Genomic DNA, 20,884 nt, shown 5'->3' with positions numbered 1-20,884 from the left:
TATTTCCGGTAAATCCCAAGAGATTTAACTCAAAATAGCATTCACCCCAACGGCGGCGTCCGTGGCGGTACCATCCGCTTGCTGCCGGTAGACTCGAAGGCCGAGGCGAAACGCAGCAGGTTGTTGTCGTCATAGGCGCGACCGGCGAAGGTCAGGCCCACCGGCATACCGATATCGGCCATCACCCCCATGGGGACGGTGACGGTCGGCACGCCGAGATGGCGAATGGCGAGGTTACCGTTGGCCACCCAGATGCCGTTGCTCCAGGCGATATCGGCAGAGGCCGGATTCACGTCCGCATCAGCCGGGGCGACGTCGGCGACGGTGGGGAACAGCACGGCGTCGAGCTTGAGCCCGTCCATCCAGTCCTCCAGGTCCAGCTTGCGGGTCTTTTCCAGAGCGCGCAGGCCATCCGGCACCGATGCAATCTCGTCAAAACGCTTGAGGCCGCGCTTGGCCATATTGACGTACTCATCCATGCCCGCCGCCAGATCGCCCTCGCGGTTCGGCAGGGTGCCCGGATCGTGGGGGAAGATCTTCGGCCCATCGACATCCTCAAGCTTGTTCAACTTGGGATCACCGTTGGCGCGCAGGAAGTCGTCGAACGCCCAGCCAGAGAGCTCCCACAGCTCGTCGTTGAGAAACTCCGGACTCACGATGCCGCGGTTGAACACGGTCGGCGCGCCGGGTCGGTCCCCTTCACAGTTGGAGACCAGCGGGAAGTCCACTTCGATGACTTCCGCGCCAGCGGCTTCCAGCGCCTTGCGTGCGTCTTCCCAGAGGGCGATCACGGTCTCGCGGGTATGGATGCGCTGACCGGTTGGGCCGCCGATACCGGGGTTTTCGCTGGTGCCGGCCAGTTCATCCTTGTTGATAAACATGCGCGGCACGCCGAGGCGCTTGCCCTTGAGGGCATCGGCCTTGGCTGCCAGTTCCAGATAGGAGGCCGGACGCACTTCGGAGGCCTTGGGCAGCTGCACCCAGGGCTGCATGCGCCACAGATCGCCACGGGTATCGGCATCGTCAGCCACCACTACGTCGAGCACTTCCAGCAGATCGGCCATAGTGCGGGCATAGGGCACCACCACATCCATGGTCGGAGTCAGCGGCCAGTTGCCGCGCACCGAGATGACGCCACGGGACGGGATGTAGGCGCACAGGCCGTTGTTGGAGGCAGGGCCACGGCCGCTCGACCAGGTCTCTTCGGCAAGGCCGAAGGCGGAGAAGCTGGCGGCGGTGGCAGTACCGGCGCCGTTGGAGGAGCCGGAAGCAAACGGCGCAGTCAGGTAGTCGGCGTTGTAGGGGCTCTCGGCACGGCCATAGACGCCGCGCTGCATACCGCCATTGGCCATCGGCGGCATATTGGTTTTGCCAAGGCAGATGGCACCGGCGGCGCGCAGGCGCTCCACGGTAAAGGCATCGCGCTGGGCCACCAGATCCTTGAAGGCCGGGCTGCCGGAGGCGGCAGTCAGCCCCTTGACCAGATAGCTGTCTTTGGCGGTGTAAGGGATGCCGTCGAGCGGCCCCAGGGTCTCGCCACGGGCACGGCGGGCATCGGAAGCCTCGGCCTCTTTCAGCGCATCGGGATTGGCGACCACCACGGCGTTGAGTTTGGTGGCAGTCTCGGGGCCGTTGTAGGCCTCGATACGGGCCAGATAGGCCTTGACCAGTTCGACCGCTGTGGTGCGGCCTGATTCGAGCGCGGCACGCAGCTCGGCAATGGAAACCTCGGTCACTTCGATCATTTAGGATCTCCTGTAAAAGGGTGACTGTTTGTCATGATGATCGCCGCATCAGCGCCTGCGACCATCACACTATCAAGGGATAAAACCCCACGGCGTGGGGTTTTGAATACCAACCTCAGCTGGCTTGGAACCGGTTTACGACCCGTCGCGAGAGGCCGTCAGCAAGGTGAAGAGCAGCGCAGGAACCGGAGCGTATAAACATACGTGAGGCTTCCGAGCAGCACATGAGCCTTGATCACGGCCTCGCAGCAGGATCGTCATCCGGTTCTTACTGACCGGAAGGGATCTGCTGGGTAATGCAATGAATATTGCCACCGCCCAGCAGGATCTCGCGGGCCGGTACGCCGATCACGGTGTGCTCCGGGAAGATCTCTTCCAGAATGCGCTGGGCTTCGCCATCGGTGGCGGCATCCAGCAACGGGTAGACGATGCGATCGTTGGTGATGAGGAAGTTCACATAGGAACCGGCCAGACGACCTTCTGCCTCGCGCGGCACACCGCTGCCGCTCTCGACACCGGCAGACTCCTCTTCGGTGCAGAACAGCGGGCCCGGCTGGGGCAGCTTCCACACTTTCAGCTTGCGACCCTTGGCATCGACCGCGGCTTCCAGCACCTTGAGGGCGGCCACGGAGCGGGCGTACTGGGGATCGTTCTGGTCGTCAGTCCAGTGCAGGGCCACTTCACCCGGACGCACGAAGCAGCACATGTTGTCGATGTGGCCGTCGGTTTCATCCATGTAGACGCCTTCGTCCAGCCAGATAAAGCTGGTGACGCCCAGATAGTCGCGCAGGTGCGCTTCGATCTGCGCTTTGCTCAGGTGCGGGTTGCGGTTCTCGTTGAGCAGGCACTCGGCGCTGGTCAGGCAGGTGCCTTCGCCATCGACGTGGATGGAGCCCCCTTCCAGAATGAGCGGCGCATCGTAGCGAGCCATGCCGTGCTGGGCCAGCATCTGGGCCGCCACTTCCTCATCCTGATTCCACGGGTAGTAGAGACCGCCCTTGTGACCGCCCCAGGCGTTGAAGCCCCAATCTACTCCACGGCACTCGCCGGCAGCGTTGGTGACGATAGTCGGGCCGGTATCGCGAGCCCAGCAGTCATCGCTGGCCATTTCGACCAGGGTCACGTGAGCGGGCATGATGGCGCGGGCCTGCTCCATAAACTGGGCTGGCACCCCCATAAAGACCGGGGTAGCGCCGCCGATGGCATCGGCTACCTTGGCAAAGGTGGGCTGGGCGAAGCGACCGGCTTCACGCCAGTTGTCAGGACGAAACGGCCAGATCATCCAGACGGCCTGCTGGTGCGCCCACTCGGCGGGCATGGTGAAGCCGTCGGCGGCCGGCGTGGAATGAATGGTCTTGATGCTCATCGCAAGGCTCCTTGCATGGATTGAGGCCCCGATTTACGCCCGATGCGGCACGGGAACCCGGAAAAATAACAGTGGGTCGCAGAGTAAGACGTTGCGCCCCCATCCATCAAATGAATAGGATGGATTGTCCCATAAACACGGCGAATAATCCCCCCATGAAACTGCACCAGCTCGACCTCAATCTGCTGCTCGCGTTTGACGCCCTGATGACGCAAGGGAGCGTCACTCGCGCCGCCGAAGCGCTCTTTATCAGCCAGCCCGCCATGAGCCATTCGCTCAACCGGCTGCGCACCTTCCTCGGCGACCCACTGCTGGTGCGCACCCCGCAGGGGATGCTGCCGACCCCGCGCGCCCAGCGGCTGCATCTCGGGGTGCAACAGGCGTTGCGGCTGCTGGAGCAGCAGCTCACCGAGGAAGAAGAGTTCGAGCCGAGCCAGTCGAAGCGGCGCTTCGTGCTCTGCACCACAGATTACGTAGAGTGCGTGCTGATCCCGCCGCTGATCCAGCGCCTCAGACGGCTGGCGCCGGGGGTCACCATCGAGATCCGCATCCTGCGCGACACCCTGCCCGAAGCGGATCTGGCGAGCGGAGAGATCGATCTGGTGCTGGGGTTTGACGAATACATGCAGGTGCCGGGGTATCTCGGCAAGGAGACCTGGCTCACCGAGCCGCTGGCCGGGCTGGTGCGCGCCGATCTGCCCATTGCCAAATCCGCCCCCGCCCCCGCCGGTGCCGGTGCCGGTGCCGAGGATGATCCCTCCCAATGGCAGGAACGCATCACCTTGCAGCAGCTGATCGCCATGCCCCATGTGTTCCACTCACCCCTTGGCACCTCGGAGGCGAGCCTCGACCGCTATCTGAAGAGTCAGGGCTTTAGCCGCACCATCTCGGTCAACAGCCAGAGCTATATGTCCGCCGCCGCAATCGTCAGCCAAAGCGATCACCTCTTGGTGCTGCCCAGCATGGTGGCCGACCTGCTCGCCACCCACTGGCCGCTGAAAAGCCTGCCGCTGCCCGAAGACGTGCCGGTTTATCACCTCAACTGCGTCTGGCATCCCGTGCATGCCCAGCAACCCGCACTGGTATGGCTGAAAGATTTGATGCAGGAGCTGGTGGGGCCGAGGTAAACACTCTTCCCTCCGAAATTGGCTGGGATCACCAACCGACCCACTAAAAAACACTTGCTGACGGAGCATGTGGCCCAAACAGAACCTCGATCAATTCCCTCTCCCTTTGGGAGAGGGTTAGGGTGAGGGCCGCTCCCTCCCCCTCATCCCCAACCCTTCTCCCGCAAGGGGAGAAGGGAGCTGATCCAGTACAATCGGCAACATCACGGGTAACCAATTAGCAGGACAATGCCCATCAGCTCGTCAGCTCGTCAGCTCGTCAGCTCGTCAGCTCGTCAGCTCGTCATTACCAAAATCCAGCTATGGCCCATTGTGGTCAACCAAATATCAACAGCACCTCGATCAGTTCCCTCTCCCTCAGGGAGAGGGCTAGGGTGAGGGCGGCTCCCTCCCCCTCATCCCCAGCCCTTCTCCCGCAAGGGGAGAAGGGAGCCGTTACGCTACAACTTGCAACATCGCGGACAGCCAATCAGCCTGGCTATTCCCGATAAATTCAAAAACTTATCGTCATCTGCTTATCACCCAATCCGGCTGACTCCGCTCGAATCCGGCAATGAATACGGTGGTGATCAACCAAATCCCGACAGCACCTCGATCAGTCCCCTCTCCCTTTGGGAGAGGGCTAGGGTGAGGGGACGCAATATTCAACCGGTAAACACCAGGGAAGCTGGCTATATCTATAGGGCCAAACAGAACTGGAGCCCTTTATGGAAAGCAACCGCTTTGCCAAGCGACTGAGACGTGATGCCACGCTGGCAGAGCAAAAACTGTGGCAACAGTTGCGCAATCGCCGTCTGGCGGGAGTGAAATTTCGCCGCCAAATGCCAATCGGTCCCTATGTGGTGGATTTCATCTGCCTTGAACAGGGATTGGTCATCGAAGTGGATGGCTCGCAACATGGCGAGCATGTTAACCAAACACATGACGAGGCTCGGACAGCCTATCTCAATCAACAGGGATTTCAGGTGATCAGGGTGTGGAATAACGATGTGCTGGGCAGGCTCAATGCAGTGCTGGATTTTATCCAGCTCTCATTGCGTCAGGCTGATTGACCCTTCTCCCCTCAATGCACAAAGTGAAAACGGGAGAAGGGGAAACACAATCCAGTGCCTACTTACGCCCGCAGGGCCCGCATCAGCTGGGCGACTACGTCATCGAGCAGGGGGCGGTCGGGGCGGCACTGTGCGAAGGTGACCAGACCTTGCAGGTTGATCAGCAGCAGGGCGGTGAGGGTGCGGATATTGCTATCCGGGGCCAGCTCGCCCTTTGCCTGCGCCTGCGTCAGCAACTCGGCCAGATCCTGCTCCAGCTCGCCGTAGATCCCCTTGACCCGCTGGGTCAGCTCCTCATCCTGCTCGCTCAGCTCCATCATGGTGCGGGTCACCAGACAGGAGCCGCAGAGCGCCTCCCCTACAATCCGGTCGAGATAGGTAGCGAGGCCCGCCAGCGGGCTCGGATTGTCGAGCAAGGAGCGGCGCAGGGTACGTTTGCCCTCGACATAGTGATCCACCGCCGCCAACAGCAGGCCGCGCTTGTTGCCGAAGGCGCCGTAAATGCTGCCCGGATGCAGGCCGGTGGCGGCCACCAGCTCCTGCATGGTGGTCTTGGCGTATCCCTTGGCGCGAAACGCTTCCATGGCATTTCGCAGCACCTCGTCCCGATCAAACTCGGCTATGCGCATGGTTCCTCCCGTGGGAAATGGTTCACCGGCAAGGGGCAACAAGGCCCGCCGATAAAGAGTGGCTGGAAAGGGCGGCAAGTTTACCCCAGCCGCCCGCTCGGGCCAACCTTCTTGAACGCGCATTCAAAAAAAGCTTGCACCCGACGCAAAAAACGTCTTGAATGCACGTTCAAGAATAACCCTTTCAGGACAACCTATCATGAATACCCTGTTTCAGCCGTATCGCCTTAATGACACTCTGACCCTGGCCAACCGCTTCATGATGGCCCCGCTCACCCGCTGCATGGCAGGCCCCGGTCTGGTGCCGACCGAGCAGATGGCTGCCTATTATGCTCGCCGTGCCGACATCGGCCTGATTGTCTCCGAGGCCGTCATCATTCGCCCCGACGCGCAGGGCTATCCCAATACCCCGGGCCTGTTCACCCAGGCTCAGATCGATGGCTGGAAGAAAGTGACCAGCGCAGTGCACGCCAAGGGCGGCAAGATCTTCGCCCAGCTGTGGCACGTCGGTCGTCTCTCCCACCCCTTCTTCCATCAGGGCGAAGTGCTGGCCCCCTCTGCCGTGGCCCATGAGGGCACCATGCCGCGCATGCGCGAGCTGAGCTATCTGGTGCCGCGCGCCCTGACCGAAGCCGACATCGCCCAGCTGGTAGAGGATTACGCGACTGCAGGTGCCAACGCCATCGAGGCCGGTTTTGACGGGGTGGAGATCCACGGCGCCAACGGCTACCTCATCGACCAGTTCCTGCACCACTCCACCAACCTGCGCAGCGACAACTACGGTGGCAGCCCGGAGAAGATGAGCCGCTTCGCGCTGGAAGTGGTCGATGCCATCAGCGCCCGCATCGGCGGTGATCGGGTAGGCATTCGCCTCTCCCCGGGTGCCTATGTCCATCTGGCAGGCAGCCCGGAAGATCGCGCCGTGTTCGACTACCTGCTGGCCGAGCTCAACGATCGCCCGCTGGCCTATATCCACCTCGGCATCTTTGATGACAACCTCACCTTCGATTATCTGGGTGGCCGCGCCTCCGACTATCTGCGCGCCAACTACAAGGGCAATCTGGTCGGGGTGGGCAACTACGACGCCGAGCGCGCTGCCGTGGCCATCGAGGCCAACCGCTTCGATCTGGTAGCCATCGGTCGTCCGCTCATCGCCAACCCGGACTATCTCGACAAGGTGAAGAAGGGCGAAGCGCTGGTACCCTACGCCGACACCATGCTGGCTGAGCTGGTATAACTGCGAAGCCATCGCCAGACGACAGGCAATAAAAAACGAGGGGAGCTGTTGCTCCCCTCGTGCTATCTGCTTGTTCTACCGTTCAGCCATTTTTTGCCATCACGGCAACCTTCTCAGGTGCGAAACAGTGCCTCAATGGAGAGCCCCTGGCTCAGCAGGATCTCCCGCAGACGGCGCAGCCCCTCGACCTGGATCTGGCGCACCCGCTCGCGGGTCAGGCCAATCTCGGCACCGACATCTTCCAAAGTGGCAGGCTCATAACCCAGCAAGCCAAATCGGCGAGCCAGCACTTCACGCTGCTTGGGATTCAGCTCTTCCAGCCAGTGCACTATGCTGGCGCGCATGTCGTCATCCTGCGACTCCAGCTCAGGCCCCATGCCACGCTCGTCGGAGATCACATCCAGCAGCGCCTTGTCGCGATCGCCGCCGATGGGGGTATCCACCGAGGTGATCTTCTCGTTGAGCTTGAGCATGCGGTTCACGTCGGCAACCGAACGATCCAGCGCGAAGGCAATATCCTCGGCTGTGGGTTCGTGGTCGAGACGGTGAGAGAGCTCGCGCGCGGTGCGCAGGTAAACGTTTAACTCCTTGACCACATGAATGGGCAGACGAATGGTGCGGGTCTGGTTCATGATGGCCCGCTCTATGGTCTGGCGGATCCACCAGGTGGCATAGGTGGAGAAACGGAAGCCGCGCTCGGGGTCGAACTTTTCGACCGCACGGATAAGACCGAGGTTGCCCTCTTCGATGAGATCCAGCAGCACCAAGCCGCGGTTGTTGTAGCGACGGGCGATTTTCACCACCAGTCGAAGGTTGGACTCGATCATGCGCTTGCGGGCTGCTTTGTCACCCCGCAAGGCACGACGGGCGTAGTAGACTTCCTCTTCGGCAGTAAGCAGCGGGGAAAAACCTATCTCCCCCAGATAGAGTTGCGTGGCATCCATCACCTTGTTCAGTTCCGGTGCCAGCAACTCATCGGAGATCGTCTCTTCTGCCTCGGCAGTGACCTCCTGCAACCCTTCTGCTTCTACCTCATCGTCATCCTCATGGGAATGAGACTCAGCGTCAAACTCTAACTCTGCATCCTGCATTACCAGTTGTTCTTGGCTCATGGTGTGTCTCCCTGACGTTACCAGAGTAAGACTCGATCTCTGGGGTTAACGCTTTGGCAAATAGCTCATCGGATTGATCGACTTGCCTCGGTACCGGATCTCGAAATGCAATCGCACATCCGGCGCGTCCGTGCTACCCATGTTGGCAATCACCGAGCCCCCCTTGACGCTATCCCCTTCCTTCACCCGCAACTCATCGTTGTGAGCGTAGGCGGAGAGATAGTCATCATCATGCTTGAGGATGATCAGCTTGCCGTACCCCCTTAAAGCGCTACCGGCGTATACCACCTTGCCGCTGCTGGCCGCGTAGACGGGTTGCCCCTTCTGGCCTGCTATGTCGATCCCCTTGTTACCCTGTTCTGCAACAGAGAAACCCTCGACGATCCGGCCTTTTGCGGGCCAGTGCCAAACAAGTTTCGACTGGGAGCTGCTTGTTTTTTGTTCTTTGACCTGAGCGTATTCTTTCGGTGCTGCCGGAGCAACGGATTTCTGCGAAATGAATGGCGTGGTCTGACCTGACCCGCTTGGCTCAGCCAGCGGACGTGGCCCACTGCTCTGCTGGCTCACGGCTACCGGCGTCACAGTTACCGGACGAGTCGCCGCGACCATCTGGGTCGAACCACCACCAGCAGACTGGACGTTAAGCACCTGACCCGGCTGCAACGCATAGGGGGCACTCAAGTTGTTGCTCTGTGCCAGTGTTTGCGGCGCCATACCAAACTGGCGACCGATACTGCTCAGGGTATCGCCCCGACGCACCTCATAGGTGCTGGCACTTCTGCTGGCCGTGGTTACAGAACTGGATGAATCAAACCGCAGCCGCTGACCCGGATAGATGTTATAGGGGGGGCTGATGTTGTTGAGACTGGCCAGCGAGGGGACATCGCTACCGGAATTGAATGCGATGGAGTAGAGGGTATCCCCTTTCTTGACTACATAGCCGCCACCCTGAATGGGGGCTCCCCCCTGGACTCCACCCTGGCGAGCCGGGATGGTCGAGACGAACTGATCATCACCGACACCGTCCACTGGAGCTGCCGTTTTACTGGAAGCGCAGGCAAGCAACAGCCATGACAACACCACAACACAGCTTCCTTGCCAAATAGGCGAACGCATAATGGATCCTTAACGACTAAACCAGAAATAGGCCACAACGGCCAGACCAATACAGAGCCAACCGAGCACATCTACATAGTGCATCAGTTTGCGTTCCATCTTTTCACCGCCCCAACGCATCAGGCCCGCAACCAGGAAGAAACGCATGCCACGACCGATGAGGGAGGTGATGATGAAGGGCAGCAGAGCCATTTGCAACAACCCTGCCGTCACGGTAAACACCTTGTAGGGAATGGGGGTGAAGCTGGCAATGAAGATGACCCAGATACCCCACTGTTCAAACCAGTGGCGGGCGATCTCGATCTTGCTCTGATAGCCAACCGATGCCACCAGCGGTTCTACCACCGGATCCCACAGGGCGTAGCCCAGGGCATAGCCAAACAGGGCGCCCAGCACCGAAAAGGTCGTTGCCAACCCGGCGTAATGCCACGCTTTATGGGGCTTGGCGAGCGCCATGGGCGCCAGCATCACATCCACAGGGATCGGCCAGAACACTGACTCGATAAAGGCGGTGATGGAGAGATACCAGGGGGCATACTTGTGGCGCGCCCACTGCATTACCAATACATACAAACGGGAAAACAACTTCACTCAACATCTCCGTCGATCAGGGGAACAAAACGGACCGGCTCCAGAATACGACTGGTCAACTGGGAGCCGGACCGTTCAATCAATTGCAAGGTTTGCTGGCTGTCGCCCACCGGCAACACCAGTCGGCCACCATCAGCCAGCTGGTCGGTCAGCGCGGTCGGAATTTCACTCGCCGCAGCCGTCACCAAAATGGCGTCATAAGGTCCCTTGTTGGACCACCCCAGCCAGCCGTTGCCGTGCTTGGCCGAGACATTGTGCAGATCGAGCTGGCGCAATCGGCGTCTGGCCAAAAATTGCAACGACTTGATCCGCTCCACGGTATAAACATGCTCCACCAGATGGGCGAGAATGGCCGTCTGGTAACCGGAGCCAGTGCCGATCTCCAGCACATGGGCCGGATTATTTTGCATCAGCAATTCAGTCATGCGCGCCACCATATAGGGCTGCGAAATGGTCTGACCGTGGCCAATGGGCAGCGCCGTGTTGTCCCACGCCTTGTGCGCCATGGCTTCGTCCACAAACAGCTGGCGCGGCACTTTCGCAATCGTCGCCAGCACGCGAAAATCACGAATATCCTGCGCAATAAGCTGATTTAACAGGCGCTGTACTATCACACCCTCATCCCTGCAGATCTAACCAGGCTCCCAGACCGGCGAGACTGTCATAGGCAGTCATATCGATGGTCAGGGGAGTAATCGAGACATAACCCTGCTCGATGGCAGCAAAGTCGGTACCTTCTCCAGCATCCTGCTGGCTGCCTGGCGGGCCAATCCAGTAGATCGGCTGGCCACGGGGATCCTCGGTGCGGATCACCGACTCCGCCCGATGGCGATTGCCAAGACGGGTGGTCTTGATCCCCTTGATCTGCGCGAGGGGCAAGTCCGGCACGTTGACGTTGAGGATCTGATCGGCAGGCAGGGGGTGCTTCATCAGCCCCTTCACCAGCAAGGCAGCATAGTGGGCCGCCGTGGCAAAGTGGGTCTTGCCCACCAGCGAAATGGCGATGGAGGGGTAGCCAAGATGGCGCCCCTCGGTGGCCGCTGCGACCGTTCCCGAGTAGATGACATCATCCCCCAGATTGGCGCCGTGATTGATGCCAGCCACCACCATGTCCGGTTCCGGGCGCACCAGCTCGTTGACCGCCAGATGAACGCAGTCGGTCGGCGTGCCTTTCACCGCATAGTAACCGCTTTCGTTGATGCGGGTGACCCACAGCGGTACTTCCAGCGTCAGGGAGTGACTCGCGCCGCTGCGGTTGCGATCCGGTGCCACCACAATGACCTCACCGCAGGCGCGCAGCGCCTCGCTGAGGGCACCAATGCCCTCGGCATGTACACCATCATCATTACTGACCAGAATTCGCATCGGTCTGATTCCTGAAACCATGATCGGCCTCTTCGGCCAGCATTAACTCGCGCACCACGCTGGTGGCAAACGCGCCCGCCGGCAGGAAGAAGGAGAGGGTCAGCGCCTCGCCATCCAGCTGCCAACTCATCTGTTCCGGCTTGAGCAGCAGCGGGCGGCGATCCTGATCCAGCCCGGCTTTCTCCAGCCCGTCACACCACTCGGCATACGGGGCCAGCACGCCCTGTTCGAACTCAGCAGCGGCGCCCTGACTGGCCAGACGGCCACGACCCCACTGGGGCGCGGTGAGCTGTACGTCGCCGGAGGCGAGGCGGGCCGCCAGCTCAGGGGTAACGCTATCTTCGCTGAAGATGGAGTGGCTACCCTTGAGCATCACGCAATCACCGGCCAGCAACTGATGAGCCAGCCCCTGCTCGATGCGGGCGCTGACAATGGCGTTGAACAGCATGCTACGGGCGGCAGAGAGGTAGAGGGAGCGCTTGTTGCGATCCTTGATCCGCTTGCCGGCGAACATCGCCTTGGCCGCTTCCAGGTTGTTGCCATCACGGCCAAACCGCTGCTCACCATAATAATTGGGGACGCCCTCAGTGGCGATGGCCTGCAGACGATCTTCCAGTGCCTCAACCTGGCTGACATCGGTCAAACGCAGGGTAAAGTGGTTGCCCTTGAGGTAACCCACCCGCAGCTTCTTGTTGTGGCGCTTGGCTTGCAGGATCTGGATGCTGGCACTCTCGATGACCGACAAGTCCGGTTCGGCCTTGCCCGGCAGGTGAATGCCGAACCACTGCTCGGTGACCGCGTGGCGATCTTTGAGACCCGCCCAGCTCACCGCATTGCGATTGACCCCGGCCGCATCGGCCAGTAGACCCGCCACCCAGGCAGTGTTCTCGCCGGTTTTGCGCACCCGGACGAAGATATGCTCCCCTTCCCCGCAGGGCTCGAAACCAAGATCTTCATTCACCACGAAATCGGCGGCCTCAGCCTTGAGGATACCGCGGGCAGTGGGTGCCCCGTGCAGATAGGCAAGTTGTTCCAGCATTATTGTTTCACCAGTAGGACGACGGCTTCGGTGGCGATCCCTTCCTTGCGCCCCGTAAACCCAAGCTGTTCGGTGGTGGTCGCCTTGACGTTCACCCGGTTCAAATCACATTGCAGATCGGCGGCCAGCACGGCGCACATGGCGTCGATATGGGGAGCCATTTTGGGAGCCTGAGCGATGATGGTGACATCCAGATTGCCGATGGCATAACCCGCTTGCTGTACCCGGGCAAACACGTCCCGCAGCAGGATACGGCTGTCGATCCCCTTGAATTCGGCGGCGGTATCGGGGAAGTGGCGACCGATGTCACCGGCGCCGATGGCACCCAGCAGGGCATCGCTTACTGCGTGCAGCACCACGTCACCGTCGGAGTGGGCAATCAGTCCCTGCTCGTAGGGAACCGGCACGCCGCCCAGCATGCAGGGGCCTTCCCCACCAAACTTGTGTACATCAAAACCATGACCAATGCGCATCATACCTGGCATCCTCCACACATGCAGGGAAGGACCCCGTCACACTGGTGCACCTCAATACCCTGTCCAATCCGGACCATGTCAGCTCCTTTAGTCACTGCTCTTGCAAAAATGGCTTATGCCTGCTGGCTTAGAAACAACCCCGCCAAAGAGAGATCTTCAGGCCGGGTCACTTTGATATTGTCGGCGCGCCCCTCCACCATCCGCACGGTGAAACCGGCGCGTTCCATGGCAGACGCCTCGTCGGTGATGGTGGCCCCCAGCAGCAATCCCTCTTCCAGCGCCCGTTGCAGGGTGCGGGTCGGGAACATCTGCGGCGTCAGGGCATGCCAGAGCTGCTCGCGCTCGACGGTGGCGATGATATTGCCCTCGCCATCGGAGCGCTTCATGGTATCGCGCACCCGACTGCCGAGAATGGCGCCACCGCAGCTCATGGCAGCGGCAATCAGCGCATCGAGATCGCCGTGAGTCAGGCAGGGGCGGGCTGCATCGTGCACCAGCACCCACTCTCCTTGCGCCACATGGAGGCCATTGAGGACGGAAAAGGCGCGCTCGGCGCCTCCCTCAACCCGCACAATGCGCGGGTCAGCCGCCACGGGCAGGGCCTCAAACCAGCGATCATGGGGCGCCAGCGCCACTATCACCTGCGTGATGGCGGGGTGAGCGAGCAGCCGCTCCAAGGTATGTTCGAGAATGGTCTTGCCTGCCAGTTGCAGGTACTGCTTGGGGCAATCGGCCCCCATCCGGCTGCCGATACCGGCGGCAGGTACGATCGCCGTCAGGCCGGATACCCGGCTGGCATCAGTCATCGTAGGGCTCATCGTCCGGCGCCGTCTCTTTGTCTTTCTCTTTGGGGATGATCCGGTAGAAGGTCTCCCCCTGCTTGATGTAACCCAGATCGTTGCGCGACAGCTCCTCGATGGCCGCAAGGCCAGAGGTGAGATCATCTATCTCGCGGTAGATGAGGTCGTTACGATCCTTGAGAGTCTGGTTGTCCCGCTGTTGCTGCGAGATGGCCTCCGACAGGTTCTGATAATCGGATAGCCCGTTCTTCCCCAGCCAGAGGTCATATTGCAGTCCCCCCAGCAGGAGGATCAGGATCAGGGTGAATAGCCGCATGCACTAGGTCTCCTTCAGGCGGCCTAGTGTCCCATATTCGGTGGCAAGACAAAAGAAAGCCAGCACCCCTGAGCCACTGGCCGAACAGAAAAAAGTGCCCAAGAGTGAATCAGATAGCACAAAGCCCCGCCAAACCGGTACAAGGATGGCCAACCAGGGCACACCTCATCCGGGGCGGGGCTCTTTATCAGAGCGGGATTAACCGGTTCAGTTGACCGCGACCGGCTCTCCCACGCTCTCGGCAGGGGTATTAAACTCCTCCTCTGCCTCGCGGAAACGCTCCAGCATCGCCTTTGATGGCGCTTCGCTCAACAGACTGCCCACCACGATAGCCAGCAGCGCGAACAGGAAGCCCGGGATGATTTCATACAGCCCCAGCCAGCCGAACTGCTTCCAGACGATGACGGTGATGGCACCAACCAGCATGCCTGCCAGCGCGCCGTTGCGGGTCATCCGCGGCCACAGCACCGAGAGCAGCACCACGGGGCCGAAGGCGGCACCGAAACCGGCCCAGGCGTAGCTCACCAGCCCCAGCACCCGGTTCTCCGGATTCATGGCGACGGCGATGGCAATCACCGAGATCAGCAGCACCATCAGGCGCCCCACCCACACCAGCTCACGCTGGGAGGCATTCTTGCGCAGGAAGGGTTTGTAGAGATCCTCGGTGATGGCGCTGGAGCAGACCAGCAACTGGCAGCTCAGGGTACTCATCACCGCCGCCAGAATGGCGGAGAGCAGCACACCGGCGATCCAGGGGTTGAACAGGATCTTGGAGAGCTCGATAAAGACCCGCTCCGGGTTGCCGGTCACCCCAGCCGCCACTTCCGGGAAGCGGGCAAAGTAGGCCAGCCCGAAGAAGCCGATGGCCACCGCGCCAGCGAGGCAGAACACCATCCAGGTCATGCTGATGCGACGGGCATTGGCCATGGAGTGGTGGGAATCTGCCGCCATGAAGCGGGCCAGAATGTGGGGCTGACCAAAGTAGCCAAGGCCCCAGGCCATCAGCGAGACAATGGCGATCACATCCAGATTCTTGAACATGTCGAGGTTGGTGGCGCTCTTGGCGGCCACTTCGATCATGGCGCTGTCCACCCCGCCGACGGCGATGATGACGAACACCGGCGTCAGGATCAGGGCAAAGATCATCAGGGTCGCCTGCACCGTATCGGTCCAGCTCACCGCGAGGAAGCCGCCGAAGAAGGTGTAGGTGATGGTGGCAGCGGCACCGACCCAGAGGGCGGTGTTGTAATCCATGCCGAAGGTGCTCTCGAACAGACGGGCACCGGCCACCACGCCAGAGGCGCAATAGATGGTGAAGAACAGCAGGATCACCAGCGCCGAGAGGATGCGCAGCACCTTGCTGTGATCTTCAAAGCGGTAGGTGAAGTAGTCCGGCAGGGTCAGGGCGTTGCGGTTCTTCTCGGTATGTACCCGCAGGCGACCCGCTACCCAGCGCCAGTTGAGGTAGGCGCCGATCACCAGACCGATGGCGATCCAGCTCTCGGAAATGCCGCTGACGAAGACGGCGCCGGGCAGGCCCATCAGCAGCCAGCCGCTCATGTCGGAGGCACCGGCAGAGAGGGCGGTCACCCAGCTCCCCATCCGGCGGCCGCCCAGAATGTAGTCATCAAAGTTGCGGGTGGCGCGATAGGCGACGAAGCCGATCAGCACCATTCCGAGGATATACACCAGGAAGGTGATTAACATGGGTGTGCTAGCTGTCATGCAAAACTCCGTTTTGTGTCATTTTCTGCCCGCTCTGGTGACGGGCTCATCCCTAAAAAACCGACCTAGCTTAATCAGCCGTTCGCGCCAGCTCAACCACTTTTAACAAACACAAAACACAATAAAAACCTTTGCGCATCAAATCATCTGCCGCATCAAGAGGATGGCACCAGATTTTCTGCCGTGACCGTGGCGGCCATATCGCCGCACCGGCAGCTATTGAGCGTTATGTTTTCACATTTTGTTACTATCCATTTTTTACAAGCCTGCGCCCCGCTCCTACACTCCCCGCCCTGTCTCATCACACCAGTCAGAGGTCGGCACCATGTCATCTCATCTGTCACACCTGCGAACCCTCGCCCGCCGCCTTCACCCGGTGGAGGAGTCGGGTCATCTCATCAGACGGGCCAAGTATGTGGGGCGTCTCTGGCTCAATCCCGGCGCCCGCGCCCTCTATCGCCAGCAGCAGGAGCAACCGCTGCTGGCGCAGGCGATCAGCCGCTTCCCCGATATTCTGGAAAAGCCGATCCACCCCTATCGCCACAAAGGACTGGGCAAGAGGCTGCGCGCGGGGCTTATCAGCGGCCACTACCAGCAGCTGGCCCGTCAGCTGCCCAAGGCGCAGCAACTGGCGATCTACAGCGGGCGCGGCCTGCTGCTGGCCCAGTGGCAGAGCGACAAGCTGACGGCACCGCTGACCCTGCAACTGGATTACCAAACCCACATGGGCAAAGAGGGGGAGATGAGCCTGACCCTCAAGCTGGGTGACGCCGCGCTCTATTACATGGCCCTCAATCTGCGCCCCGCTCCAAGCCCAACCCTCGAGATCTGCTCGCTGCAGGGCGGCAAGGGGCTGAGCGAGGAGATCAAGCAGGTCACCAAGGCCTGCGGCGGGCTGCGCCCCATGTCCCTGCTGGTCTATATGGCCGCCGAGCTGGCCCGGGGGTTGGCATGCAACACCCTGCTCGGGATCCGTACCCAGAGCCATGTCTATCAGAGCAGCAAACGCACCGCCGAACGGGTCAAATTTGATCTGGATGGCTTGTGGCAGGAGCATCAGGGCAGCGTGCAGGATGCACTCTGGATGAGCCTGCCGCTGGAGGTGCCACGCAAAACGCTGGAGGAGATCCCCTCCCGCAAGCGGGCCAGCTACAAGGCGCGCTACCAGTTGCTCGATCAGCTCGGCAGCGAGCTGCAGGCAAATCTGCTGCGAAGCTGAGTCAGACCAGCAGAAACAAAAAGGGCGAACAGCATGCTGTTCGCCCTTTGTCATGACGGGGATCTGCCTTAGCGGTTGATTGCCATCGGCATGCCGTTGCGCTGTTCCAGCGCCTGTTTCACCAGCTGGGAGTCGCTATCGGCGTGAGCGATGAAGCGAGTCACCGTTGGGGTCATCGGCAGCGGCGCCGGCAGCTTGGAGTTGAACTCCTCCTCGCTGCGCGAAAGCGGCTGGTGCACTTCCAGATAACGGTGACCATCCTGTTCCACAGAGGCCTTGATCGGCTGGTTGACGAACTGGACGCGGGTACCGACCGGTACCTGCTTGAACAGGTAGGCGATATCGTCGTTACGCAGACGCACGCAACCGTGGCTCACCCGCAGGCCGATACCGAAGTTGGCGTTGGTACCGTGGATGGCGTACATCTTGCCGATGTAGAGGGCGAACAGCCCCATGGGGTTGTCCGGGCCAGCCGGCCAGACCGCCGGCAGACTCTTGCCATTGGCGGCATATTCAGCGTGCATCTTGGCGGTCGGGGTCCAGGTCGGGCCCGCTTTCTTGCGCTGTACGCTGGTCACCCAGTTTTCCGGGGTGTCGGTGCCGAGCTGGCCGATGCCGATGGGCAGCACTTCCACCACTTTTTTACCCTTGGGGTAGTAGTAGAGGCGCATTTCGGCCACGTTGAGCACCAACCCTTCCCGCGGGGCATCCGGCAGGATCAGCTGCTGGGGGATCACCAGCTTCTCGCCGGTCTGTACCAGCAGGGGATCCGCATCGGGGTTGGCTTCAGTCATGTTGGTGAGCCCCAGCTGGAATTTCGCCGCAATGGCCTCCAGCGGCTGGCCGTTCTCTTCAGCCGGGACTACGTATTGCAGATTTTCCCCCACCAGACGGCTGTTGGCCGCAGGCAGAGCATATTCAACAGCGAAAACCGGCGCAGCGGTCAGCAGCAGGCTGTAGCAGAGGGTTGCCACACTATTGCGAAGGAGCTTCATAACTTTCCCATGATGATGACTTGAAGTGACGTCTCTGGGCTGGCAGCTGATCAAGCTGGGATCAGGGGCGCGAAGAGAAGGCCGCCATTTTTCTCCTCTGCACGCCAAATTTCAACCGACAAGTAGTGATGGGTCGATGATTAATATACGGATTTTTCCGCGTCCTCGACCCGCCCGATCTCCTTGCTTATCCCCGTTGCCAGCCACGCATGTCGTAACCTGTGGGAGATTGATGCAACCGCAGATGAAATTGCTCAATAACGGCAAAGATATGGTCGAAAATATCGGCCTGGATCCCTTCGTAATCGGCCCATGCGGTCGTCGCGGTAAAGCAGTAAATCTCCAGCGGCAGGCCATCTGAAGTGGGCGCCAGCTGGCGCACCATCAGGGTCATCTCCTTGCGAATGCCGGTGTGGGCACGCAGGTAGGCATCCAGATAGGCGCGCAGAGTACCGAGGTTGGTGAGGTGGCGACCGTTGATGGGGCAGCTCAAGGCATCGCTCAACTGCTGGTTGTAGGCGCTCAGCTCCTGCTCCTTGCGGCTGAGATAGGGTGCCAGCAGTTGCGCCTGCTTGAGCTGCAACTGCTCATCGGCAGTCAGAAAGCGCACGCTGGTCATGTCGATATTGACGCTGCGCTTGATGCGGCGGCCGCCCGATTCGGTCATCCCCTGCCAGTTCTTGAAAGAATCCGAGATCAGCGCATAGGTGGGAATGGTGGTGATGGTCTTGTCCCAGTTTGACACCTTGACCGTGGTAAGGCCGATGTCGGTCACCTCACCATCGGCGCCGTACTTGTCCATCTGCAGCCAGTTGCCGACGCTCAGCATCCGGTTGGCGGAGAGCTGGATCCCCGCCACCAGCCCGAGAATGGGGTCCTTGAACACCAACATCAGCACTGCGGTCATGGCACCCAGACCGCTGAACAGGAACAGCGGCGACTTGCCAAGCAGCAGGGCAATCATCAGGATGCCCACCAGAATGCTGCCTACCAGCTTGGCCCCCTGGAAGATACCGCGCAGGGGCAAATCCCGGCCAAGCCGGGTATAGCGACTCACCGACAACACGCAGTCGAGCAGGGCGAAGAAGGCCAGCAGCAGGAACAGCAGGATCCAGAACTGGGCCACCATCTCGATAAGCTTGAGGCTATCCGATTGACGGGGCAACCAGATCTCCGCCTGACCGAGCAGCACGGCCCCCTGCAGCACGAAGGCGAGCCGGTTGAAGAGGCGCTGTTGCAGCTCGGGCGGCAGCCACACCTGCTTGGCCTTGCCGAGGAGCCCGACCAGCCGTACCAGCAACACCCGGTGCAGCACCATGTGCAGCAGCAACGAGGTGATGACGATAAAACCCAGCGCGATCACCAGCGCCATCAGGTTGGTCACTTCCACCCCAAGGCCCGACAACCAGTTAAAAAACGCCTCTTTCATTGTTCTCTCCCGAACCTGGCAGCCGCTGGCTGCAAAAACAGTGAGGTCAGGGTACCGCTCCCCTCCCCCATGTCAAATCGGCGGACGCCAGAAACGACAACGCCCGGCACAGGCCGGGCGTTGTTTCAAAGCGAGGCTGGCTTAGCAGACCAGGCTCAGGGCATCGCGGGCGATGACCAGTTCTTCGTTGGTCGGGATCACCAGGGCGCAACGGCTGTCGGCGGTGGTGATGCGACCTTCGCCACCCAGTACCGCGGCGTTGTTGGCCTCTTGGTCCACCTTGAAGCCGAACAGGGCCAGACGAGCCAGCACCATCTCGCGCACCATGGCGGCGTTTTCACCGATACCACCGGTGAACACCAGGGCATCCAGACGACCGTCCATGGCGGCAGCATAGGCACCGACATACTTGGCAACACGGTAGGTGAACACATCCAGCGCACGCTTGGCACCGGCGTCGGTGGCGTAGTTGCTGGTGACGTAGCGGCAGTCACTGCTCGCTTCAGTCAGGCCCAACAGACCGGATTCGCGGGTCAGCACATGGTTAATCTCGTCCACGCTGTAACCAAGCTGGTCGTGCATGAAGAACACCACTGCAGGATCGATATCACCACTGCGGGTACCCATCGCCAGCCCTTCCAGCGGAGTCAGCCCCATGGAGGTGTCAACAGACTCGCCGTTCTTGATGGCGCAAACAGAGGCACCGTTGCCCAGGTGGCAGTTGATGATGTTCAACTCATGCAACGGCTTGCCCAGCTCCTTGGCCACTTCTTCCGCGATATAGCGGTGGGAAGTGCCGTGGGCGCCGTAACGACGAATGCCGTGTTCACGATAAAGCTTGTGCGGCAACGCATAGAGGTAAGCCTCTTGCGGCAGGGTCTGGTGGAAGGCGGTGTCGAATACGGCCACGTTCTTCTCTGCCAGCTGCGGGAACACCTTCAGCGCGGCACGAATGCCGATGAGGTGGGCCGGGTTGTGCAGCGGGGCGAACGGAATGGCGGCTTCGATACCGGCGATCACGCCGTCATCAATACGCACGGAGCGGGAGAACTGCTCGCCACCGTGCACGATGCGGTGACCGATGGCCACCAGTTGCTCGGTAAGAGTCGGATCCTGCGGCAGGATGTGACCCACGATATGGTCGAGGGCGGCCTGGTGAGCGGCACCCGCTCCCAGCATGGCTTCGCCCTTGACCCCGTGGAGTTTCCATTTAATACGTGCATCATCCAGATTGAAGCATTCGGCCAGGCCGGACAGCATGTCCTCACCTGTTTCGGCGTCCATTACGGCAAATTTCAGGGAAGAGCTACCGCAGTTAAGGATCAATACCAACTTGCTCATGTTCTACATCTTCCTGTGCTTCGGCTTTATGCCGACAGTGTCGTGTCATCCAAAAGAGGATGGGATTCCCCTGCCGGGGGCTTATGGTCGCAGGAGGGTGTGCGCCCAATTTTTAAATTCTTGCTGTTGAAAGAGTCGTAACGCATCAAGAGTGCATGGCGCTCGTTTCAATTCGCGACAGGCCCGCGCGGCTCTCAAGCGACC

The 20,884-nt window shown here is 60.7% G+C and carries 20 protein-coding genes; 4 read left to right on the top strand and 16 right to left on the bottom strand.

All coding sequences use genetic code 11. The features are described from left to right. Positions 1-41: 41 nt before the first annotated feature. Together BN1135_RS12235 and aguA are read right to left on the bottom strand one after the other, a co-directional pair. Positions 42-1,745 (bottom strand): amidase, encoded by a 1,704-nt coding sequence (locus BN1135_RS12235; protein WP_042021464.1) that lies wholly within the window; start codon positions 1,743-1,745, stop codon positions 42-44. A 268-nt stretch (positions 1,746-2,013) separates the two neighbouring features. Further along, positions 2,014-3,111 carry an agmatine deiminase gene (aguA, locus tag BN1135_RS12230; protein ID WP_042021462.1) on the bottom strand — a complete coding sequence of 366 codons (1,098 nt, stop codon included), beginning with the start codon at positions 3,109-3,111 and terminating at the stop codon, positions 2,014-2,016. A gap of 155 nt (positions 3,112-3,266) precedes the next feature. On the opposite strand from aguA, the gene BN1135_RS12225 reads away from it, so the two are divergent. Then, positions 3,267-4,238 carry a LysR family transcriptional regulator gene (locus tag BN1135_RS12225; protein ID WP_042021460.1) on the top strand — a complete coding sequence of 324 codons (972 nt, stop codon included), beginning with the start codon at positions 3,267-3,269 and terminating at the stop codon, positions 4,236-4,238. A 707-nt stretch (positions 4,239-4,945) separates the two neighbouring features. Next, positions 4,946-5,290, top strand: a complete 345-nt coding sequence (locus BN1135_RS12220; protein ID WP_042021458.1) for an endonuclease domain-containing protein — start codon at positions 4,946-4,948, stop codon at positions 5,288-5,290. Between the two features lie 62 nt (positions 5,291-5,352). On the opposite strand, the gene BN1135_RS12215 is transcribed toward BN1135_RS12220, so the two are convergent. Beyond that, on the bottom strand, positions 5,353-5,919 hold the full coding sequence (locus BN1135_RS12215; protein ID WP_042021457.1) for a TetR/AcrR family transcriptional regulator: 567 nt from the start codon (positions 5,917-5,919) through the stop codon (positions 5,353-5,355). Between the two features lie 199 nt (positions 5,920-6,118). Between BN1135_RS12215 and BN1135_RS12210 the strand changes: the two genes are divergently transcribed. After that, on the top strand, positions 6,119-7,156 hold the full coding sequence (locus BN1135_RS12210) for an alkene reductase (protein ID WP_042021455.1): 1,038 nt from the start codon (positions 6,119-6,121) through the stop codon (positions 7,154-7,156). 113 nt (positions 7,157-7,269) lie between these two features. On the opposite strand, the gene rpoS is transcribed toward BN1135_RS12210, so the two are convergent. The 10 genes from rpoS to putP all read right to left on the bottom strand — a co-directional run bounded on the left by rpoS (position 7,270) and on the right by putP (position 15,696). Continuing rightward, positions 7,270-8,268 (bottom strand): RNA polymerase sigma factor RpoS, encoded by a 999-nt coding sequence (gene rpoS / locus BN1135_RS12205; protein ID WP_042021453.1) that lies wholly within the window; start codon positions 8,266-8,268, stop codon positions 7,270-7,272. Between the two features lie 45 nt (positions 8,269-8,313). Further along, on the bottom strand, positions 8,314-9,384 hold the full coding sequence (locus BN1135_RS12200) for a peptidoglycan DD-metalloendopeptidase family protein (RefSeq protein WP_042021451.1): 1,071 nt from the start codon (positions 9,382-9,384) through the stop codon (positions 8,314-8,316). A 9-nt stretch (positions 9,385-9,393) separates the two neighbouring features. Then, entirely contained in the window at positions 9,394-9,975 is a 582-nt protein-coding gene (locus BN1135_RS12195; protein WP_042021449.1) for a YqaA family protein, read from the bottom strand. Next, positions 9,972-10,589 (bottom strand): protein-L-isoaspartate(D-aspartate) O-methyltransferase, encoded by a 618-nt coding sequence (locus BN1135_RS12190; RefSeq protein ID WP_042021447.1) that lies wholly within the window; start codon positions 10,587-10,589, stop codon positions 9,972-9,974. The genes BN1135_RS12195 and BN1135_RS12190 overlap by 4 nt, the downstream gene beginning before the upstream one ends. Positions 10,590-10,593: 4 nt before the next feature. Further along, on the bottom strand, positions 10,594-11,340 hold the full coding sequence (gene surE / locus BN1135_RS12185; protein WP_042021446.1) for a 5'/3'-nucleotidase SurE: 747 nt from the start codon (positions 11,338-11,340) through the stop codon (positions 10,594-10,596). Further along, a complete protein-coding gene (truD, locus tag BN1135_RS12180) occupies positions 11,321-12,379 on the bottom strand; it encodes a tRNA pseudouridine(13) synthase TruD (RefSeq protein ID WP_042021445.1) in 1,059 nt (352 codons plus the stop codon). Before truD ends, surE begins: the two co-directional genes overlap by 20 nt. Beyond that, positions 12,379-12,855: a 2-C-methyl-D-erythritol 2,4-cyclodiphosphate synthase gene (gene ispF, locus BN1135_RS12175; RefSeq protein ID WP_042021443.1), complete on the bottom strand. Its 477-nt coding sequence runs from the start codon at positions 12,853-12,855 to the stop codon at positions 12,379-12,381. The genes truD and ispF overlap by 1 nt, the downstream gene beginning before the upstream one ends. Before the next feature lie 113 nt (positions 12,856-12,968). After that, complete coding sequence (gene ispD / locus BN1135_RS12170; RefSeq protein WP_042021442.1) at positions 12,969-13,661, bottom strand: 2-C-methyl-D-erythritol 4-phosphate cytidylyltransferase; 693 nt, start codon at positions 13,659-13,661, stop codon at positions 12,969-12,971. Beyond that, the gene (ftsB, locus tag BN1135_RS12165) at positions 13,654-13,971 is read right to left on the bottom strand and encodes a cell division protein FtsB (RefSeq protein WP_042021440.1); all 318 of its coding nucleotides are present in this window, start codon (positions 13,969-13,971) and stop codon (positions 13,654-13,656) included. Before ftsB ends, ispD begins: the two co-directional genes overlap by 8 nt. 207 nt (positions 13,972-14,178) lie before the next feature. Further along, positions 14,179-15,696 (bottom strand): sodium/proline symporter PutP, encoded by a 1,518-nt coding sequence (gene putP, locus BN1135_RS12160; protein WP_042021438.1) that lies wholly within the window; start codon positions 15,694-15,696, stop codon positions 14,179-14,181. Between the two features lie 325 nt (positions 15,697-16,021). Here putP and BN1135_RS12155 point away from each other — a divergent pair, with 325 nt between their 5' ends. Next, positions 16,022-16,915 (top strand): VirK/YbjX family protein, encoded by an 894-nt coding sequence (locus BN1135_RS12155; RefSeq protein ID WP_042021436.1) that lies wholly within the window; start codon positions 16,022-16,024, stop codon positions 16,913-16,915. 68 nt (positions 16,916-16,983) lie between these two features. On the opposite strand, the gene BN1135_RS12150 is transcribed toward BN1135_RS12155, so the two are convergent. From BN1135_RS12150 to BN1135_RS12140, 3 genes are all read right to left on the bottom strand, one after another. Then, the gene (locus tag BN1135_RS12150; RefSeq protein ID WP_042021434.1) at positions 16,984-17,910 is read right to left on the bottom strand and encodes a L,D-transpeptidase family protein; all 927 of its coding nucleotides are present in this window, start codon (positions 17,908-17,910) and stop codon (positions 16,984-16,986) included. Between the two features lie 187 nt (positions 17,911-18,097). Next, on the bottom strand, positions 18,098-19,339 hold the full coding sequence (locus tag BN1135_RS12145) for a mechanosensitive ion channel family protein (protein WP_042021433.1): 1,242 nt from the start codon (positions 19,337-19,339) through the stop codon (positions 18,098-18,100). 141 nt (positions 19,340-19,480) lie between these two features. Continuing rightward, entirely contained in the window at positions 19,481-20,680 is a 1,200-nt protein-coding gene (locus tag BN1135_RS12140; protein WP_042021432.1) for an acetate kinase, read from the bottom strand. Positions 20,681-20,884 lie beyond the last annotated feature (204 nt).

It is taken from the genome of Aeromonas sobria (genome assembly GCF_000820145.1).
Classification (GTDB): domain Bacteria; phylum Pseudomonadota; class Gammaproteobacteria; order Enterobacterales; family Aeromonadaceae; genus Aeromonas; species Aeromonas sobria.
Note: the sequence above shows the minus strand (reverse complement) of the source record. Positions and strands in the feature narration are given on the sequence as shown.

Bases quoted from the DNA above. Each gene is read 5' to 3' on its own strand.
- BN1135_RS12155 (WP_042021436.1), top strand. From the start codon at position 16,022: ATGTCATCTCATCTGTCACACCTGCGAACCCTCGCCCGCCGCCTTCAC.
- BN1135_RS12215 (WP_042021457.1), bottom strand. From the start codon at position 5,919: ATGCGCATAGCCGAGTTTGATCGGGACGAGGTGCTGCGAAATGCCATG.
- truD (WP_042021445.1), bottom strand. From the start codon at position 12,379: ATGCTGGAACAACTTGCCTATCTGCACGGGGCACCCACTGCCCGCGGT.
- BN1135_RS12235 (WP_042021464.1), bottom strand. From the start codon at position 1,745: ATGATCGAAGTGACCGAGGTTTCCATTGCCGAGCTGCGTGCCGCGCTC.
- ftsB (WP_042021440.1), bottom strand. From the start codon at position 13,971: ATGCGGCTATTCACCCTGATCCTGATCCTCCTGCTGGGGGGACTGCAA.
- aguA (WP_042021462.1), bottom strand. From the start codon at position 3,111: ATGAGCATCAAGACCATTCATTCCACGCCGGCCGCCGACGGCTTCACC.
- ispD (WP_042021442.1), bottom strand. From the start codon at position 13,661: ATGACTGATGCCAGCCGGGTATCCGGCCTGACGGCGATCGTACCTGCC.
- BN1135_RS12210 (WP_042021455.1), top strand. From the start codon at position 6,119: ATGAATACCCTGTTTCAGCCGTATCGCCTTAATGACACTCTGACCCTG.
- surE (WP_042021446.1), bottom strand. From the start codon at position 11,340: ATGCGAATTCTGGTCAGTAATGATGATGGTGTACATGCCGAGGGCATT.
- BN1135_RS12150 (WP_042021434.1), bottom strand. From the start codon at position 17,910: ATGAAGCTCCTTCGCAATAGTGTGGCAACCCTCTGCTACAGCCTGCTG.
- ispF (WP_042021443.1), bottom strand. From the start codon at position 12,855: ATGATGCGCATTGGTCATGGTTTTGATGTACACAAGTTTGGTGGGGAA.
- putP (WP_042021438.1), bottom strand. From the start codon at position 15,696: ATGACAGCTAGCACACCCATGTTAATCACCTTCCTGGTGTATATCCTC.
- BN1135_RS12140 (WP_042021432.1), bottom strand. From the start codon at position 20,680: ATGAGCAAGTTGGTATTGATCCTTAACTGCGGTAGCTCTTCCCTGAAA.
- BN1135_RS12145 (WP_042021433.1), bottom strand. From the start codon at position 19,339: ATGAAAGAGGCGTTTTTTAACTGGTTGTCGGGCCTTGGGGTGGAAGTG.
- BN1135_RS12225 (WP_042021460.1), top strand. From the start codon at position 3,267: ATGAAACTGCACCAGCTCGACCTCAATCTGCTGCTCGCGTTTGACGCC.
- rpoS (WP_042021453.1), bottom strand. From the start codon at position 8,268: ATGAGCCAAGAACAACTGGTAATGCAGGATGCAGAGTTAGAGTTTGAC.
- BN1135_RS12220 (WP_042021458.1), top strand. From the start codon at position 4,946: ATGGAAAGCAACCGCTTTGCCAAGCGACTGAGACGTGATGCCACGCTG.
- BN1135_RS12200 (WP_042021451.1), bottom strand. From the start codon at position 9,384: ATGCGTTCGCCTATTTGGCAAGGAAGCTGTGTTGTGGTGTTGTCATGG.